Genomic DNA, 16,773 nt, shown 5'->3' with positions numbered 1-16,773 from the left:
GACCGCTAAATGACCATCCCAACCGCTTAGCGGAACGGCGGCTCGTCGAAGCTGCGCAGTTTGCGCGAGTGCAGCGAGTTGAGTTCGGTACGCAACAGGTCCACCGCCTCGATGCCGATCTTCAAGTGCTGGCTGACCGCACGTTCGTAGAACGCGTTGGCCGAACCCGGCAGCTTGATCTCGCTGTGCAGCGGCTTGTCCGACACACACAACAACGTGCCGTACGGTACGCGCAAGCGGTAGCCCTGGGCAGCGATGGTGCCGCTTTCCATGTCCACCGCCACGGCGCGGGACAGGTTGATCAACGGCCGTTCCTGGGCCCAGCGCAGTTCCCAGTTGCGGTCGTCGTAGGTCAGCACGGTGCCGGTACGCAGGCGTTTTTTCAGCTCTTCGCCTTTCTCACCGGTGACATTCGCCGCCGCCTGCTGCAAGGCCATCTGCACTTCGGCCAGGGCCGGGATCGGGATGTTCGGCGGTACCACCCGGTCGAGAATCCCATCGCGGCGCATATAAGCGTGGGCCAGTACGTAGTCGCCGATGGTCTGGGATTGGCGCAGGCCGCCACAGTGGCCAATCATCAGCCAGCAATGCGGACGCAGCACCGCCAGGTGGTCGGTGATGTTCTTGGCGTTGGACGGGCCGACACCGATGTTCACCAGGGTCACGCCGTGGCCATCGCTGGCCTGCAGGTGATAGGCCGGCATCTGGTAGCGGTGCCACACTACGCCGGCGGCAATCGCCGAGGCTTCGCCGTGGTCCATGCTCTTGTCGATGATGACGTTGCCCGGCAGCACCATGCGGATAAAACGCGGGTCGCTGCGCAATTGTTCCAGGCCATGCAGGATGAACTGGTCGACATAGCGGTGGTAGTTGGTCAGCAGGATCCACGGCTGCACATGGCGCCAGTCGCTGCCGGTGTAATGCACCAGCCGACGCAGGGAAAAGTCCACGCGCGCCGCATCGAACAGCGCCAGGGGCAGCGGGTCGGTGTTTTCCCAGTCATACAGGCCATCGGCGATGCCGTCAGTGGCGGCCGACAGGTCGGTGCTGGGGAACACGCGCGCCAAGGTCGCGGCGGTCACACCGGAGCCGGCCAGTTCGTCGCCCTGCTCCACTACGTAAGGGTATGGAATGTTTTGCTGGCTGACGCCCACTTCCACCGTCACGGTGAAGTCGTGCATCAGCGGCACCAGTTGTTCCAGCAAATACTTACGGAACGCCGCCGGATGCGTGACGGTTACGCTGTAGGTCCCAGGTAACTGGACCTTGGCATACGCCCGGGTAGTCTGTGGGACTTCGCCGTGGCAGTGGTAAGTCAGGCGCAGTTCCGGATAGCGAAACAGCGCGCGTTGTTCGGCGTCGGGTTCGACGCGGTCCTTGAGGTATTGCTTGAGGGCTTGATTGAGCGCGCCGGTAGCCCGCTCATGCAGGGCCGCCAGCCGATCCACGGCCTCTTCGGCGGTTTGAACGACAACAAAAGCTTCGGTCACGGTAAGCATCCTGTGTTCTGACTTGCAGGCCTTTATCTTGCCTGTATCCCTGTCAGACGCAAACCTTGAATTGGAGTGTCCTCTCAAGATGGCTGCAAGCCCCCTCCCACATTTGGACCGTGTTTATTCAGATACATTGGGGCTTGAGCGCGCGACGATGGCCCCGACATCGACGCCACGCGGCAAGGTGCCGTAGACGCGGCCAGACGACTGGCCCAAACGGCTGGCGATAAAACCATCGCTGACCGCCGCATGACCGGCCTCCAGCAGCAACTTGGCCTGTAGCGCCACGGCAATATCCTCGGTCAACTGCCGCGCGCGGTACTGGATGTCCTGGGTGTCCATGAACGCCGACTTCAGGTGTTCGATATGCCGTGCCAGCTGCTTATCTCCATGCCCGTCACCGAGTTCGACAAACAGCGCTTCCAGCACACCGGGCTCCTTGGAGAGTGCGCGCAGCACGTCCAGGCATTGCACATTGCCGGAACCTTCCCATGTCGAATTCACCGGTGCCTCACGGTACAAGCGCGGCAGGATGCTGTCCTCCACGTAGCCCGCGCCGCCCATGCATTCGGCGGCTTCGTTGATCATTGCCGGGGCGCGCTTGCAGATCCAATACTTGCCCACCGCCGTCACCAGCCGAGCGAACTTGGCTTCCCGCTCATCGCCCAGATTGTCCAGGGCGCAGCCCATGCGCATGCTCAAGGCGAGCGAGGCTTCGCTTTCCAGAGCGAGGTCGGCCAGCACGTTTTGCATCAGCGGTTGCTCGCTGAGCACACGGCCACCGACCCGGCGATGAGCACAGTGATGGCTGGCCTGAGTCAGCGCCTGGCGCATCAAGGCACTGGAACCGACCATGCAATCGAAGCGGGTCATGGCGACCATCTCGATGATGGTCGGCACGCCACGCCCCTCTTCACCGATCATCCAGGCCAGGGCCCCACGAAACTCCACTTCACTGGACGCATTGGAGCAGTTGCCCAATTTGTTTTTCAGGCGCTGGATATAGAACTCGTTGCGGGTGTCATCCGGGCGGTGCCGGGGCAGCAGGAAACAGTTCAGTCCTTTGTCGGTCTGGGCCAGGGTCAGGAAGGCATCGCACATCGGCGCGGAGCAGAACCACTTGTGACCGACCAGCTCATAGGCTTGCCCGGGCCCGCCGGCGCCCACCGGATAGGCGCGGCTGGTGTTGGCGCGCACGTCGGTGCCGCCCTGCTTCTCGGTCATCGCCATGCCGATGGTTGCACCGGCCTTGTGGGCAATGCCGACATTGCGCGGGTCATAGTGGGTGCTGAGGATTTTCGGCAGCCAGGTCTGCGCCAGGTCCGGTTGCAAGCGCAGGGCCGGGACGCAAGCGAAGGTCATGGTCAGCGGGCAGCCGGTGCCGGCCTCAGCCTGGCTGTGCAGGTAGGTCATGGCCGCACGCGCCACATGGGCACCGGACTGTGGATGGGCCCACGGCAACGACGGCAGGCCATGCTCGACCGCGGAGCGCATCAGCTCGTGGTAGGCCGGGTGAAACTCCACCAGGTCGATGCGATGCCCATACCGGTCATGGCTGCTGAACACCGGTTTGTTCTGGTTGGCCAGGAACCCGGCCGCCATCAGCGGCCCGCCGGCCAACGCCCCGTAGGCATCGATGCGCGCCTGCGCCCAGCCGGCGCCAAAGCGCCGCGACCAGTCTTGCAGGGGCACGTCGATGCGGTACAGGTTGGTGCCGTCCAGGGAGGGCGGCTGGTTGGTGACGTCGTGGGTTTCGGCGAACTGATGCAGGTTCATGACGGGCCTCCTGGAAAAAGGCCCTGTCGAATGCACACCTACCCAGAAAGAAAGGCGCAGATCGATTGAGGCCGGTTTTTTCAGTTAAGCACCGTCATCCGGGTTAAAAAAGTGGCATACCCGCCGAATGCCCGGCGCTTTCGCCCTCGAGCGCGCTCAACAAGTGGCGCTCCAGTACCGCCTGCAACGCCTCGAAGCGCACCGGCTTGGCCAGGCGGTCGGTGATGCCGATGCCATGACCGCGCTCGCGCTCGGACGTATTCAGCGACGTACTCAAGGCGATCACGGGCAATTCACCGCAGCCCGGCAGTGCACGAATCTGACAACACAACGAGAAGCCGCCTTCGGGCACATCCAGCAAGACCGCGTCAAAGCTTTGCCCCTGCAAGGCCGCCAACGCCGCCGGGCCGCTGTCCACGGTTTTCACCCGGTAACCCAGCTTGAGCAACATGCCGCGCACCACCAACTGGCCGACGCTGTTGTCATCCACCAGCAATACCGCGCAATCCTGGGGCGCGCGTTGCCGGCCGGGCGCCGGTTTTGCTTCCGGCGGCACCGGGCTGACGTTCACGTCCAGCTGGAAGCGGCTGCCCTTGTGCGGCTCGGAATGATGGGTAAGGCGCCCGCCCAACAGCTCGATCAATTGCCGGCAGATGGCCAGGCCGATGCCCAGGCCGCCATATTCGCGGGTCATGGAGCCATCGAGTTGGAAAAAGCGCTGGTACAAGGTCGCCTCGTCAAGGAAGGCGAAGCCGATACCGGTGTCGGTCACAATGAAGCTCAGGCGCACGCCGCCATCACTGTGAGGTACACCCACCACCCGCAGGCGCACGGAGCCTTCGCGGGTGAACTTGAAAGCGTTGTCCAGCAAGCAATCCAGGCACTGGAGCAGTTTGTCGGCGTCACCCACCACACGGTCCGGCAGCTCATCGGCCACATCGATGGAAAATGCCAGGCCTTTGCCTTGGGCACTGGTGGTAAATTGCTGGCGCAAGGTGTCGAGCACGCCGCGCAGGCTGAACACCCGAGGCTGGGCACTCAGGCGCCCGGCCTGCAATTCGGTGAGGGTGAGGATGCCGTTGACCATGCGCATCATGTCCCGTGCCGAACCGGCGGCCGTTTGCTGGTACTGCGCCAGGTCGTCGTCCAGCGACACCGTTTGCATCAGCTCAAGGGAGCCGATCACACCGTTCATGGGCGTGCGCAGTTCGTGGGTCAGCGTCGCGAGGAATTCATCCTTGAGACGGTTGCTGCGGGCCAGTTGCTGGTTGAGCACTTCGAGCTTCTGGCTGGCATCGAACAGGATCTGCGCCTGCTGCTCACGCATGGCATTGATACGGTCGGCGAGGGCCAGGGATAGCAGCGCCACTTCAATCGCCGAGCCGATCTGGCTGGCGTACATGGTGAGGAACACATTGGGCAGGTAGCCCAGTACCATCAGCGTGTTCACCACCCCGCCCAGCAGGAACGCCGACCACGCGATAATGAAATACCGCGCCACCCGCTGGCCGCAGTACCAGGCCTTGATGGCGGCGACGAAGATGGTCACGGTGAATACCAGCGCCAGGCCGGTCGCCAGGCGCAAGGCCAGGGCGTAGCTGGTCAGCAGCGCCAGCGCCATCACTACGCCGCCGCATACCGCCAGTGCCAGCAAGAGCCGGTTGAGCCAGCGGCTGTGCTGCGCGGTATGCAGGAAGCTGCGGGCGAACAGGCTGCCGAACAGCGCCGCCGAACCGATCAGCAACGGCACCGCCGCATTCGCCCACCACGGGTTGTTCGGCCAGAAGTACTGCACGGCCACGCCATTGACCGACAGTTGGTACAGGCCAAACGAGGCGATATAGAGGATGTAATACAGGTAGCTGGTGTCGCGCACGCTCAGGTAGATGAACAGGTTGTAGACCAGCATCCCCAGCAGGACGCCATAGATCACCCCCAGCACAGACAGGCGCAGCGGTTGTTGCTCCAGGTAAGCGGTGCCGGCCCAGAGCGTCAACGGCGCCTGGATCGAGCCCTCGCTTTGCAGGCGCAGGTAGAGCGTTTGCTGCTGGTCGGGCACGAAATTGAGCTTGAACAGGTAGTTGCTCTGGCTGACTTCACGACTGGAAAAAGGCAGCGCACTGCCGGTGCGGCTGGCCAGCCGATAGTTACCGGTGCCATCGTTCTGGTACAGGTCCAGATGATTCAGCGGCGGGTAAGCCAACTCCAGGAACCAGGTACGGGGGGCACGGGGGTCCTTGGCCACGTAATGCAGGTCGACCTTGAGCCAGAACACTGAGCGCGAATAGCCGGCGTTGAGGGTGGCGTTGTCATGGTGCTTGAATTGAGCAGCGTAGGCGGGGGAGCTTACTTCGGCGATGGTGAGGGCATCGGTCGGGTCTTCGAGCACTTGCATGGCTCGGCCCAGCGGCAGGCTTCGGGTGTCCTGGTTGAACTCGATGGCGCTGGCGAGCATCGGCAGCCCGCACAACAATAAGATCAGCAAATAGCGCATAGAGCCCCAGCGTGGCCTGTCCGGTTATGTCAAAAGCCCCCCATTCCTTTTGAGAAGACGTACACCGGCGGTACAGTTAAGTTGTTTTAATCCACTTTAGCATAGCCGCTAAAGGCCATTGGACACCATTGAAATGATTTTTTGAAAGGCTCTAGAACAAGGCTTTCAGCGCGTTTCATCGACGAGAAAACACCAAAAAAAGCGGCGTTTTCGCGACAACATTCAACCATCGCCCGAAGGCCCCGCCAAAAGCGTTTGGTGGTAAGCTCGCGCACCATGAATATCTACAGCTCTCGCCCCGTTGTCCTCTGTCTCTCCGGCCATGATCCCAGTGGTGGCGCCGGCTTGCAGGCAGATATCGAAGCCCTGCTCGCCCAAGGCTGCCATGCGGCCCCGGCCGTCACTGCCCTGACCGTGCAGAACACCGTCAATGTCAGCGATTTCCGCGTACTGGACCGTGAGTGGGTACTGGCCCAGGCCAATGCCGTCCTCGGTGACTCCGACGTGGCGGCGGTCAAGCTGGGCATGCTCGGCTCCACCGCAATGGTCGACACCGTGGTCGAACTGCTGCAGGCGCACCCGCACCTGCCGGTCGTGTGCGACCCGGTGCTGCGCGCCGGCGGCGGCGGCAGCCTGGGCAAGGACGAAGTCGGCTATGCCATGCGCGAGCGGCTGCTGCCGCTGTCGCTGATCGCCACGCCGAACCTGCCTGAAGCCCGTATCCTCGCCGAACTGCCCGAGGGCACCGCCGACGAATGCGCCGAGAAGCTGTTGCCGTTCATCAAGCACCTGTTGATCACCGGCGGCCATGGCGATGAGCACGAAGTGCACAACCGCCTCTACAGCCGTGATGGCACGCGCCAGACCTTTACCTGCCAGCGCCTGCCCGGCAGCTATCACGGTTCGGGCTGCACCCTGGCCAGCGCCCTGGCCGGACGGATCGCCCAAGGCGAAGGGCTGGTGAGTGCGGTGCAGTCGGCACTTAACTACACTTGGCGCACCCTGCGTGATGCCGAACAACTCGGCCAGGGCCAGTTCGTACCGCGCCGGCTGCCGCTGGATTTCTGCTCGTAACTATCTGCTCTTAACAGCAAGAGGCCTGCCCGATGAAACTACGTGGCCTTTACGCCATTACCGACAGCCAACTGTTGGCCGGCAAGTTCCTCGCCTACGTCGAAGCGGCATTGGACGGTGGCGTGACCCTGCTGCAGTACCGCGACAAAAGCAGCGACGAAGCCCGGCGCCTGCGCGAAGCGGAAAAACTGCGGGAGCTGTGCTCGCGCTACAAGACCCAGCTTATTATCAATGATGACTTCGACCTGGCCGCGCGCCTGGGCGTCGGCGTGCACCTGGGCCAGACCGATGGCCCACTGACGCCGGCCCGTGCGTTGCTCGGTTCCAAGGCGATCATCGGCGCCACCTGCCACGGCCAGATCGAACTGGCCGAACAGGCGGCAAAAGAAGGCGCCAGCTATGTCGCCTTCGGCCGCTTCTTCAATTCCAACACCAAGCCGGGCGCTCCGGCCGCCACCGTTGAAATGCTCGCCGAGGCCCGCAAGCGCCTGCATGTGCCGATCTGCGTGATCGGCGGCATCACCCTGGAAAACGCCGGACCGCTGGTGGCCCATGGTGCCGACCTGCTGGCCGTGGTCCACGGCCTGTTCGGTGCCGACAGTACCCAGGAAGTCACGCGCCGCGCCCGCGCCTTCAACGACCTTCTTAAAATTTCAGTTTAGAGAGCCCGATCATGTCTCGTTCCGAAACCCTGTTTGCCGATGCCCAGAAACACATCCCCGGCGGTGTGAACTCCCCCGTGCGTGCGTTCAAAAGCGTGGGCGGCACGCCGTTGTTCTTCAAGCATGCCGAAGGCGCCTACGTCACCGACGAAGATGACAAGCGCTACGTGGATTACGTCGGCTCCTGGGGCCCGATGATCCTCGGCCACAGCCACCCCGACGTGCTGGACGCAGTGCGCAGGCAACTGGAACACGGCCTGTCCTACGGCGCACCGACCGCCATGGAAACCGAGATGGCCGATCTGGTCTGCAGCATCGTGCCGTCGATGGAGATGGTGCGCATGGTCAGCTCCGGCACCGAAGCCACCATGAGTGCGATTCGCCTGGCCCGTGGTTTCACCGGCCGCGACAGCATCATCAAGTTCGAAGGCTGCTACCACGGCCATTCCGATAGCCTGCTGGTCAAAGCCGGTTCCGGCGCGCTGACCCAAGGCGTACCCAGCTCGGCCGGCGTACCGGCAGCGTTCGCCAAACACACCCTGACCCTGCCGTTCAACGACATCGGCGCCGTCGAGCAGATGCTCAGCGAAGTCGGCCAGGACGTAGCGTGCATCATCGTCGAGCCAGTGGCCGGCAACATGAACTGCGTGCCGCCCGCCCCGGGCTTTCTGCAAGGCCTGCGCGAACAGTGCGACAAGCACGGCGTGGTGCTGATTTTCGACGAAGTGATGACCGGCTTCCGCGTTGCCCTCGGCGGTGCCCAGGCGCACTACGGCGTCACGCCGGACCTGAGCACGTTCGGCAAGATCATCGGTGGCGGCATGCCCGTGGGCTGCTTCGGCGGCAAGCGCGAGATCATGCAGCACATCGCGCCGCTGGGCCCCGTGTACCAGGCCGGCACACTCTCGGGTAACCCGCTGGCCATGGCGGCCGGCCTGACCACCCTGCGCCTGATCAGCCGCCCGGGCTTCCACGCCGAGCTGACCGACTACACCACCCGCCTGCTGGACGGCCTGCAACAGCGCGCCGACGCCGCCGGTATCCCGTTCGTGACCACGCAAGCGGGCGGCATGTTTGGCCTGTACTTCAGTGGTGCCGATGACATCGTCACCTTTGATGATGTGATGGGCAGCGATGCCGACCTGTTCAAGCGCTTCTTCCACCTGATGCTGGAGGGCGGCGTGTACCTGGCACCGAGTGCCTTCGAAGCCGGCTTCACCTCGATCGCCCATGGCGATGCCGAGCTGAAACTGACACTGGATGCCGCCGAACGCGCCTTCGCCGCACTGAAATAAGCCGGAGCAAAAACCTGACGTCGCTGTGGGCGGCGTCAGATTTGCTACTTTGCCTACAGGGATTTCCTTATTTTTCCGAGAATTTACCTGCAATCCGGCAGATAACTTGCCCAAGCAGCAGAAAAACGAGTAAAGACTTTGTAAGCAGAGGCCTGCTTATTTCATAATGCGCGCTTATTGGATCCCGAGAGGGTCCGCGCGCCCCGTCAGAGGTAAGTCGATTCCCATGAAACGCACCGGCCGCACCCTGGTACTGGGCTGCCTGTTGCTCCTTCAGCCGCTGCTGGCACATGCCCAGGCAGGCGGCAACTCGTTGTTAATCCCAGCGATGGGTCGTTGCACCCTCAATACCCAGCCAGACAGCCAGGCCGAAGCCCTGAGCGCGTGTCAGAAACAGGCCGACGGTGGGGATGCGCAGGCGCAATACGAGTTGGGCGAGTACTACCACGACAGCAAAAACCCCGCCCGTGACCTCAACAAAGCCTTGAGCTACTTCGAGAAAGCCTCGCTGCAGGGCCACGCGCAGGCGCAGTTCCAGCTCGGCACCATGTTCTTCAAAGGCGAAGGCGTGCCGGCCAATAACGTCCAGGCCTATATCGTGCTGAAAATGGCCGCGGTCAACGGCGCCGAAGACGCGCTGGACACCGCCGACGAAGTCGCCGAGCACATGCAACGCGATGAATTGGAAGTGGCCACCCAAGTACTGGGGCAGATTTTCCGCAACTACCTGCTGGAACTGCAGAGTGCCGATGGGCGCTCGCCCTTCTCACCCCTGCCCTGACACCCAGCCTATTTCTCAGGCATCGGCATCGGAAACGGCATGACATTGCTCATGCCCCGGGCTTCGCTGATCTTCGGCGTGCCCAGGCGCTCGACTTCGTCGATGCGCACGATCGAATGCATCGGCACAAAACTGCGCACCACGCCTTCGAACTGGGCCTTGAGCTTTTCCTCGCCCGGGTCGACGACCAGCTGTGTGCGCTCGCCAAAGACGAACTCTTCCACTTCCAGGAAACCCCACAGATCACTTTGATAGATCTGCTTGGCGTACATTTCGAACACCTGGCCCTGGTTGAGGAAAATCACCTTATAGATTGGAGCTTCACGTTTGGTCATGGTGGGTGAGGAACACATGGGGGATATAAAAGAGGGCGCGAACTATAGCATGGCACCCGATGCACAGTGCTAGGAACCGATGGACATGACCCCTATAATGCGCGGTTCTTTACCACCAGTTGACGATTCCCATGGCCAAGAAGCTTTATATCGAAACCCACGGTTGCCAGATGAACGAGTACGACAGCTCGCGCATGGTCGACCTGCTGGGTGAACACCAGGCCCTGGAAGTCACCGCCCGCGCCGAAGATGCCGACGTGATCCTGCTCAATACCTGCTCGATCCGCGAGCGGGCCCAGGACCGTGTGTACTCGCAGCTGGGCCGCTGGCGCGAATTGAAACTGGCCAACCCGGACATGGTGATCGCCGTCGGCGGTTGCGTGGCCAGCCAGGAAGGCGCCGCGATCCGCGACCGTGCGCCGTATGTCGACGTGGTCTTCGGCCCACAGACCCTGCACCGCCTGCCGGAAATGATCGACGCCGCACGCGTCACCAAGCTGCCCCAGGTCGACGTCTCGTTCCCGGAAATCGAAAAATTCGACCACTTGCCCGAGCCGCGTATCGACGGGCCGAGCGCCTACGTGTCGGTGATGGAAGGCTGCAGCAAGTACTGCACCTTCTGTGTGGTGCCCTACACCCGTGGTGAAGAGGTCAGCCGGCCGTTTGACGACGTGCTCGCAGAAATCATCCATCTGGCCGAAAACGGCGTGCGCGAAGTGACCCTGCTGGGCCAAAACGTCAACGGCTATCGCGGCCTGACCCACGACGGGCGCCTGGCTGACCTGGCGGAGTTGATCCGCGTGGTCGCTGCGGTGGATGGCATCGAACGCATTCGCTACACCACCTCGCACCCGCTGGAGTTCTCCGATAGCCTGATCCAGGCCCATGCCGACGTGCCGGAACTGGTCAAGCACCTGCATTTGCCGGTGCAATCGGGCTCGGACCGCATCCTCTCGGCGATGAAACGCAACCACACCGCCCTGGAATACAAATCCAAACTGCGTAAATTGCGCGCGGCGGTGCCAGGCATCTGCATCAGCTCGGACTTTATCGTCGGCTTCCCCGGCGAAACCGAGAAAGACTTCCAGCAGACCATGAAGCTGATCGAAGACGTCGGTTTCGACTTCTCCTACTCGTTCGTCTACAGCCAGCGCCCCGGCACCCCGGCGGCGGACCTGTTGGATGAAACGCCGGAAGCGCTGAAAAAAGAGCGCTTGAACGCGCTGCAACATCGCCTTAACCAGCAGGGTTTCGAGATCAGCCGACAAATGGTCGGCTCCATCCAGCGCATCCTGGTCACCGACTACTCGAAAAAAGACCCTGGCGAATTGCAGGGCCGCACCGAGAACAACCGGATCGTCAACTTCCGTTGCGATAATCCGACATTGATCGGTCAGTTTGCCGACGTGCACATCGATGCGGCGCAACCGCACTCGCTGCGCGGGTCGCTGGTGCAATAAACCAAGTTTCTGTAGGAGCGAGCTTGCTCGCGAAAAACCTGAGGGCACCGCGTATATTCAGGCTGCACGCGTTACCGTTGACGTTTTTCGCGAGCAAGCTCGCTCCTACAGAATCGCCGTCAGCCAATATGCTCCGTTTAAGTGCTTTCGCACCCGGCGTGCTGGCGTTATCCTCTCTTTCACTTAAACAGCCAAAGGGCGGCTAAAAGCAACCTTGAACGCACCCATAGCAGAACCCCATCGTTTTCTCCTCGAGCCCTTTGAGGCTCGCCGTTTCGCCAACCTGTGCGGACAGTTCGACGAGCACCTGCGCCTGATCGAACAACGCCTGAGCATCGAGATCCGCAATCGCGGCAATCAGTTCGAGCTCATTGGTGAACCCCAACACACCACGTCTGCAGAAAACCTGCTGCGCCGCCTCTACCGTGAAACCAAGGGTAGTGAGCTGTCGCCGGAAACGGTGCACCTGTACCTGCAGGAATCTGCCGTCGAAGACCTGGCCAACAACCCGGTGGCCGAAGCCAGCGTGGCCCTGCGCACCAAAAAAGGCATGATTCGCCCCCGCGGCTTGAATCAACAGCGCTACGTCAAGGAAATCCTCGGCAACGACATCAACTTCGGCATCGGCCCGGCCGGTACCGGCAAGACCTACCTGGCCGTGGCCTGTGCGGTCGACGCCCTGGAGCGTGAGCAAGTACGCCGTATCCTGCTGGTGCGCCCAGCGGTCGAGGCCGGTGAAAAACTCGGCTTCCTGCCGGGCGACCTGGCCCAGAAGATCGACCCGTACCTGCGCCCGCTCTACGACGCACTGTACGAGATGCTCGGCTTTGAATACGTGGCCAAGCTGATCGAGCGCCAGGTGATCGAGATCGCCCCGCTGGCCTACATGCGCGGCCGCACCTTGAACAACAGCTTCATCATCCTCGACGAAAGCCAGAACACCACCGTCGAGCAGATGAAGATGTTCCTCACCCGTATCGGTTTCGGCTCCACCGCCGTGATCACCGGTGACGTCACCCAGGTCGACCTGCCCAAAGGCACCAAGTCCGGCCTGGCCCAGGTGATCGAGGTGCTCAAGGATGTGCCGGGTATCAGCTTCACGCACTTCATGCCCAAGGACGTGGTCCGCCACCCGCTGGTGCAGCGCATTGTCGAAGCCTACGAGCGCTTCGACCACCGCGATGACACACCGGCCAAGGACGTTCGCCGCGATGCTTGAGCTTGACCTGCAGCTGGCCACCGAAGCGCCCGCCCCCAGCGAAGAACAGTTCCGTCAATGGTGCGCCCTGGCCCTGCGCCAGCGCAGCGCCGACTCGGAACTGACCATCCGCCTGGTGGACGAGCCCGAGGGCCGCGAGCTGAACCACACCTGGCGCCAGAAGGACTACGCGACCAACGTGCTGTCGTTTCCCGCCGATGTACCCGATGAGTTGCTGGATATCCCCCTGCTGGGCGACCTGGTGATCTGCGTCGAGGTGGTCGAGCGTGAAGCGAAGGAACAAGGCAAGGAACTTGAGGCTCACTGGGCCCATCTAGTCATCCACGGCTGCTTGCATCTCTTGGGTTACGACCATATAGACGATGAAGAAGCCGAGGAAATGGAAGCACTGGAACGAACGTTGCTTGCAGAATTGGGTCACCCTGATCCATATGCAGACGACGAAAACTGATCAACACTCAACTGTCACATCAAAGGATTTAGAGTAATCGCTATGAGCGAAGACCGATCGAGCAACGGGCAAAAGTCATGGCTGGGTAAACTGACCCAGGCTTTTGCCCACGAGCCGAAAAACCGCCAGGAGCTGCTGGAGCTGCTGCGCGAGGCCCACCAGAATAAGTTGCTGGACAGCGAAGCGCTGGCCATCGTCGAAGGCGCCATCCAGGTGGCTGACCTGCAGGTTCGGGACATCATGGTCCCCCGCTCGCAGATGATCAGCATCAAGGCGACCCAGACCCCACGGGAATTCCTCCCGGCCGTGATCGACTCGGCGCACTCGCGCTACCCGGTGATCGGCGAAAGCCATGACGACGTCATGGGTGTCCTGCTGGCCAAGGACCTGCTGCCGCTGATCCTCAAGGAGAACGGTGACAGCTTCAACATCAAGGACCTGCTGCGCCCGGCCACCTTCGTGCCCGAATCCAAGCGCCTGAATGTGCTGCTGCGCGAATTTCGCGCCAACCACAATCACATGGCCATTGTGATCGACGAATACGGCGGCGTGGCGGGCCTGGTGACCATCGAAGACGTGCTGGAACAGATCGTCGGCGACATCGAGGATGAGCACGACGTCGAAGAAGACAGCTACATCAAGCCGCTGCCCAGCGGTGACTTCCTGGTCAAGGCGCTGACGCCGATCGAGAACTTCAACGAGTTCTTCGACAGCGAATTCTCCGACGACGAGTTCGACACCGTCGGTGGCCTGGTGATGAGTGCGTTCGGGCACCTGCCCAAGCGTAACGAAACCACCGAGATCGGCGCCTATCGCTTCCGCATCCTGAATGCCGACAGCCGCCGCATCCACTTGATTCGCCTGACACCTATTGCCCGCTAAGGATTGATATGCAGCGCCTAACCCGCCCCGGCTGGCCCGGTAATCTGCTGGCCGTGGTGGCCGGCGCCATCACCACCCTGGCGCTGGCGCCATTCGACCTGTGGCCGTTTGCATTGGTTGCGGTCGGATTGTTCTATGTCGGGCTGCGGGAGCTGACGCCGCGCCAGGCCCTGGGCCGTGGCTGGTGCTTCGGGTTCGGCCTGTTTGGCGCCGGCACCAGCTGGATCTACTACAGCATCCACCACTTCGGCGGCGCTTCGGTGCTGCTGGCGGGGTTTCTGATGCTGTTGTTTACCGCCGCCATTGCCTGGTTCTTCGCCCTGCCCGCGTGGTTATGGGCGCGCTGGCTGCGTCGCAATGAAGCGCCGTTGGCGGATGCGCTCACGTTTGCCGCGTTATGGGTCGGCCAGGAGGCCTTTCGCGGCTGGTTCCTCACCGGATTCCCGTGGTTGTACTCCGGTTACAGCCAGCTCGACGGCCCCCTCACCGGCCTGGCGCCAGTGGGCGGGATGTGGCTGATTTCCTTTGCCCTGGCGCTGACGGCGGCCCTGCTGTGCAACCTGCCACGCCTGCTGGCCGGCAAACGCAATGGGTTTATCGGCGCTGGCCTGGTGTTACTGGTAGCGCCCTGGGCCATCGGCCTGGCACTCAAGCATCATGCCTGGACCACGCCCTCGGGCGCGCCACTGACCGTCGCCGCGATCCAGGGCAACGTCGAACAAAGCATGAAGTGGGACCCCGAGCAGTTGAATGCGCAGCTCGCGCTGTACCGCGACATGAGCTTCAGCTCCAAGCCGGTCGACCTGCTGGTGTGGCCGGAAACGGCCGTGCCGGTGCTCAAGGAGTCCGTCGAGGGCTACCTGGGAATGATGGGTAAGTTTGCGGCTGACCGGCACACCGCGCTGATCACCGGCGTGCCGATTCGCCAGGAAGTGCATCACCAGAAGCGCTACTTCAACGGTATCACGGTGGTGGGTGAAGGTGACGGTACCTATCTCAAGCAGAAGCTGGTGCCGTTTGGCGAGTACGTGCCGCTGCAGGATATGCTGCGCGGCCTGATTGCCTTCTTTGACCTGCCCATGTCGGACTTCGCCCGTGGCCCTGCCGACCAGCCGATGCTGCAAGCCAAGGGCTATCAGATCGCGCCGTTCATTTGCTACGAAGTGGTGTACCCGGAGTTCGCAGCCGGCCTTTCCGCCCAGAGCGACCTGCTGCTGACCATCAGCAATGACACCTGGTTCGGCCGCTCCATCGGCCCGTTGCAGCACCTGCAAATGGCGCAGATGCGTGCGTTGGAGGCTGGCCGCTGGATGATCCGCGCCACCAATAATGGCGTGACCGGGTTGATCAACCCATTTGGGCAGATCACCGTGCAGATCCCGCAGTTCGAACGCGGTATCCTCTACGGCGAAGTGGTGCCGATGCACAACCTGACGCCGTACCTGCAATGGCGCTCGTGGCCGCTGATCATCGTGTGCCTGGTGCTGTTTGGTTGGGCGCTGCTGGCAGGCCGGATGGCCAAAACCGTTTAAGAGCCAACGCGAACAAAGTGTGGGAGGGGGCAAGCCCCGGTACAAACCGGGGACATCGTTTACATTTCTAACCGGGGACATGGTTTACAGGCTAATACGCATGATCAGGAGGTAACTGATCATGCCCTGGAACCAAGAGTCCCCCATGAATCAAAGAATCAAGCTGGTAGCTGATTGGCTTTCTGGCAACTTCACCAAAAGCCAGTTGGCACGCCGCTTTGACGTTAGCCGACCTACCGTCGATAAGTGGATTGCCCGGCACGACGGCGATTTGAGGTCTTTATCCGAACTGTCCCGGCGACCTCACAACAGCCCAAATAAAACCGACGACGAGATTTTGGCCCGTGTAGTCGCGATGAAGGAGGCTCACGATAAATGGGGGCCGAAAAAGCTTCTCGAGCTATTACGGCTGGAAGATCCCTCCGTCACCTGGCCCTCTCCAAGTACGGCCGGTCAATGGCTTGACCGACTTGGGCTCGTCAAAAAGCGGCGCTTCAAACGCCGACACAGCATTTCCCACGCACAAATGCGAAAGGCCGACGAACCTAACAAGACGTGGTGTGCTGACTACAAAGGGCAGTTCAAGATGCTTAATGCTCAGATGTGCTTCCCTTTGACCGTCACAGACCATGCGTCGCGGCTGATTTTAGCGTGCAGGGCCCATCCCAAGATCATGACCCAGCCTGTAAAACAGGCCTTTGAGAGGCTTTTTCAGGAGTACGGCATGCCGGAAGTTATCCGTTCGGACAACGGGGTACCGTTCGCCTCTCCTGGCCTGGCAAGAATATCCACACTGGCAGTTTGGTGGATTCGGCTGGGTATTTATCCCGAGCGAACCATGCCGGGAAGACCCGCCCAGAATGGTCGCCATGAACGAATGCACCGTAGCTTGAAACTTGAGTTGCCCTTAGGGAAAAACTTAGTCGAGCAGCAGCTTTTGCTGGAGCATTTCAGGCATGAGTTTAATTACGTACGCCCTCACGAAGCGCTCGGCATGAAACGTCCGGGAGACTTGTATGTGCCGTCCACCCGAATTTATCCAGGATGCTTGCCCGATGTGGAATATCCGGCAGAAATGAAAGTTCGAAGCGTCAGGCAGGACGGATCGATCAAGTGGAACGGCAAGTTGGTATTTATCAGCGAGGCGCTGTCCGGGGAAAGGATAGGGCTCAAAGAAGCTGAAGATGAAGCTTGGGATTTGTACCTGTGTGATTATCCCTTGGGGAGGCTTGGACGAGGTATGACCCGCGTCCAGGCCTCAAATGTGTAAACGATGTCCCCGGTTTCAGATGTAAACGATGTCTACGGTTCTACACCCC

14 protein-coding genes are annotated in these 16,773 nt (G+C 61.5%); 10 read left to right on the top strand and 4 right to left on the bottom strand.

All coding sequences use genetic code 11. The annotated features are described in order from the left end of the window. Positions 1-26: 26 nt before the first annotated feature. From amn to BFQ01_RS08920, 3 genes are all read right to left on the bottom strand, one after another. Positions 27-1,499, bottom strand: coding sequence for an AMP nucleosidase (gene amn / locus BFQ01_RS08930; RefSeq protein WP_024077553.1), 1,473 nt, complete (start codon positions 1,497-1,499; stop codon positions 27-29). A 114-nt stretch (positions 1,500-1,613) separates the two neighbouring features. After that, a complete protein-coding gene (locus tag BFQ01_RS08925; protein ID WP_065924984.1) occupies positions 1,614-3,269 on the bottom strand; it encodes an acyl-CoA dehydrogenase family protein in 1,656 nt (551 codons plus the stop codon). Between the two features lie 103 nt (positions 3,270-3,372). Continuing rightward, positions 3,373-5,763, bottom strand: coding sequence for a hybrid sensor histidine kinase/response regulator (locus BFQ01_RS08920; protein WP_065924983.1), 2,391 nt, complete (start codon positions 5,761-5,763; stop codon positions 3,373-3,375). Between the two features lie 276 nt (positions 5,764-6,039). On the opposite strand from BFQ01_RS08920, the gene BFQ01_RS08915 reads away from it, so the two are divergent. From BFQ01_RS08915 to BFQ01_RS08900, 4 genes are all read left to right on the top strand, one after another. Further along, positions 6,040-6,837: a hydroxymethylpyrimidine/phosphomethylpyrimidine kinase gene (locus BFQ01_RS08915; RefSeq protein ID WP_065924982.1), complete on the top strand. Its 798-nt coding sequence runs from the start codon at positions 6,040-6,042 to the stop codon at positions 6,835-6,837. Between the two features lie 32 nt (positions 6,838-6,869). Next, positions 6,870-7,499, top strand: coding sequence for a thiamine phosphate synthase (gene thiE / locus BFQ01_RS08910; RefSeq protein ID WP_065924981.1), 630 nt, complete (start codon positions 6,870-6,872; stop codon positions 7,497-7,499). A gap of 11 nt (positions 7,500-7,510) precedes the next feature. Then, a complete protein-coding gene (gene hemL / locus BFQ01_RS08905; RefSeq protein ID WP_065924980.1) occupies positions 7,511-8,794 on the top strand; it encodes a glutamate-1-semialdehyde 2,1-aminomutase in 1,284 nt (427 codons plus the stop codon). A 226-nt stretch (positions 8,795-9,020) separates the two neighbouring features. After that, on the top strand, positions 9,021-9,575 hold the full coding sequence (locus BFQ01_RS08900) for a tetratricopeptide repeat protein (RefSeq protein WP_065924979.1): 555 nt from the start codon (positions 9,021-9,023) through the stop codon (positions 9,573-9,575). An 8-nt stretch (positions 9,576-9,583) separates the two neighbouring features. Here the strand turns inward: BFQ01_RS08900 and BFQ01_RS08895 are convergent, their stop codons facing one another. Beyond that, positions 9,584-9,910 carry a DUF1820 family protein gene (locus BFQ01_RS08895; RefSeq protein WP_003215457.1) on the bottom strand — a complete coding sequence of 109 codons (327 nt, stop codon included), beginning with the start codon at positions 9,908-9,910 and terminating at the stop codon, positions 9,584-9,586. 131 nt (positions 9,911-10,041) lie between these two features. Between BFQ01_RS08895 and miaB the strand changes: the two genes are divergently transcribed. The 6 genes from miaB (at position 10,042) to BFQ01_RS08865 (ending at position 16,724) form a co-directional block, all read left to right on the top strand. Further along, entirely contained in the window at positions 10,042-11,370 is a 1,329-nt protein-coding gene (miaB, locus tag BFQ01_RS08890; protein WP_065924978.1) for a tRNA (N6-isopentenyl adenosine(37)-C2)-methylthiotransferase MiaB, read from the top strand. A 214-nt stretch (positions 11,371-11,584) separates the two neighbouring features. Then, positions 11,585-12,589: a PhoH family protein gene (locus BFQ01_RS08885; protein ID WP_065924977.1), complete on the top strand. Its 1,005-nt coding sequence runs from the start codon at positions 11,585-11,587 to the stop codon at positions 12,587-12,589. Next, on the top strand, positions 12,582-13,040 hold the full coding sequence (gene ybeY, locus BFQ01_RS08880) for an rRNA maturation RNase YbeY (protein WP_027605250.1): 459 nt from the start codon (positions 12,582-12,584) through the stop codon (positions 13,038-13,040). The genes BFQ01_RS08885 and ybeY overlap by 8 nt, the downstream gene beginning before the upstream one ends. A 42-nt stretch (positions 13,041-13,082) precedes the next feature. Continuing rightward, positions 13,083-13,922, top strand: a complete 840-nt coding sequence (locus BFQ01_RS08875; protein WP_005791724.1) for an HlyC/CorC family transporter — start codon at positions 13,083-13,085, stop codon at positions 13,920-13,922. An 8-nt stretch (positions 13,923-13,930) separates the two neighbouring features. After that, the gene (gene lnt, locus BFQ01_RS08870) at positions 13,931-15,454 is read left to right on the top strand and encodes an apolipoprotein N-acyltransferase (RefSeq protein ID WP_065924976.1); all 1,524 of its coding nucleotides are present in this window, start codon (positions 13,931-13,933) and stop codon (positions 15,452-15,454) included. A 145-nt stretch (positions 15,455-15,599) separates the two neighbouring features. Then, the gene (locus BFQ01_RS08865; RefSeq protein WP_249226998.1) at positions 15,600-16,724 is read left to right on the top strand and encodes an integrase core domain-containing protein; all 1,125 of its coding nucleotides are present in this window, start codon (positions 15,600-15,602) and stop codon (positions 16,722-16,724) included. Positions 16,725-16,773 lie beyond the last annotated feature (49 nt).

Origin of the sequence: Pseudomonas sp. 8 R 14 (assembly GCF_900005955.1) — a bacterium.
Taxonomy (GTDB): Bacteria; Pseudomonadota; Gammaproteobacteria; order Pseudomonadales; family Pseudomonadaceae; genus Aquipseudomonas; species Aquipseudomonas marginalis.
Note: the sequence above shows the minus strand (reverse complement) of the source record. Positions and strands in the feature narration are given on the sequence as shown.

Coding starts and splice junctions, on each gene's coding strand:
- miaB (WP_065924978.1), top strand. CDS start 10,042: ATGGCCAAGAAGCTTTATATCGAAACCCACGGTTGCCAGATGAACGAG.
- BFQ01_RS08920 (WP_065924983.1), bottom strand. CDS start 5,763: ATGCGCTATTTGCTGATCTTATTGTTGTGCGGGCTGCCGATGCTCGCC.
- BFQ01_RS08895 (WP_003215457.1), bottom strand. CDS start 9,910: ATGACCAAACGTGAAGCTCCAATCTATAAGGTGATTTTCCTCAACCAG.
- hemL (WP_065924980.1), top strand. CDS start 7,511: ATGTCTCGTTCCGAAACCCTGTTTGCCGATGCCCAGAAACACATCCCC.
- BFQ01_RS08865 (WP_249226998.1), top strand. CDS start 15,600: ATGAATCAAAGAATCAAGCTGGTAGCTGATTGGCTTTCTGGCAACTTC.
- BFQ01_RS08915 (WP_065924982.1), top strand. CDS start 6,040: ATGAATATCTACAGCTCTCGCCCCGTTGTCCTCTGTCTCTCCGGCCAT.
- lnt (WP_065924976.1), top strand. CDS start 13,931: ATGCAGCGCCTAACCCGCCCCGGCTGGCCCGGTAATCTGCTGGCCGTG.
- thiE (WP_065924981.1), top strand. CDS start 6,870: ATGAAACTACGTGGCCTTTACGCCATTACCGACAGCCAACTGTTGGCC.
- ybeY (WP_027605250.1), top strand. CDS start 12,582: ATGCTTGAGCTTGACCTGCAGCTGGCCACCGAAGCGCCCGCCCCCAGC.
- amn (WP_024077553.1), bottom strand. CDS start 1,499: ATGCTTACCGTGACCGAAGCTTTTGTTGTCGTTCAAACCGCCGAAGAG.
- BFQ01_RS08900 (WP_065924979.1), top strand. CDS start 9,021: ATGAAACGCACCGGCCGCACCCTGGTACTGGGCTGCCTGTTGCTCCTT.
- BFQ01_RS08925 (WP_065924984.1), bottom strand. CDS start 3,269: ATGAACCTGCATCAGTTCGCCGAAACCCACGACGTCACCAACCAGCCG.
- BFQ01_RS08875 (WP_005791724.1), top strand. CDS start 13,083: ATGAGCGAAGACCGATCGAGCAACGGGCAAAAGTCATGGCTGGGTAAA.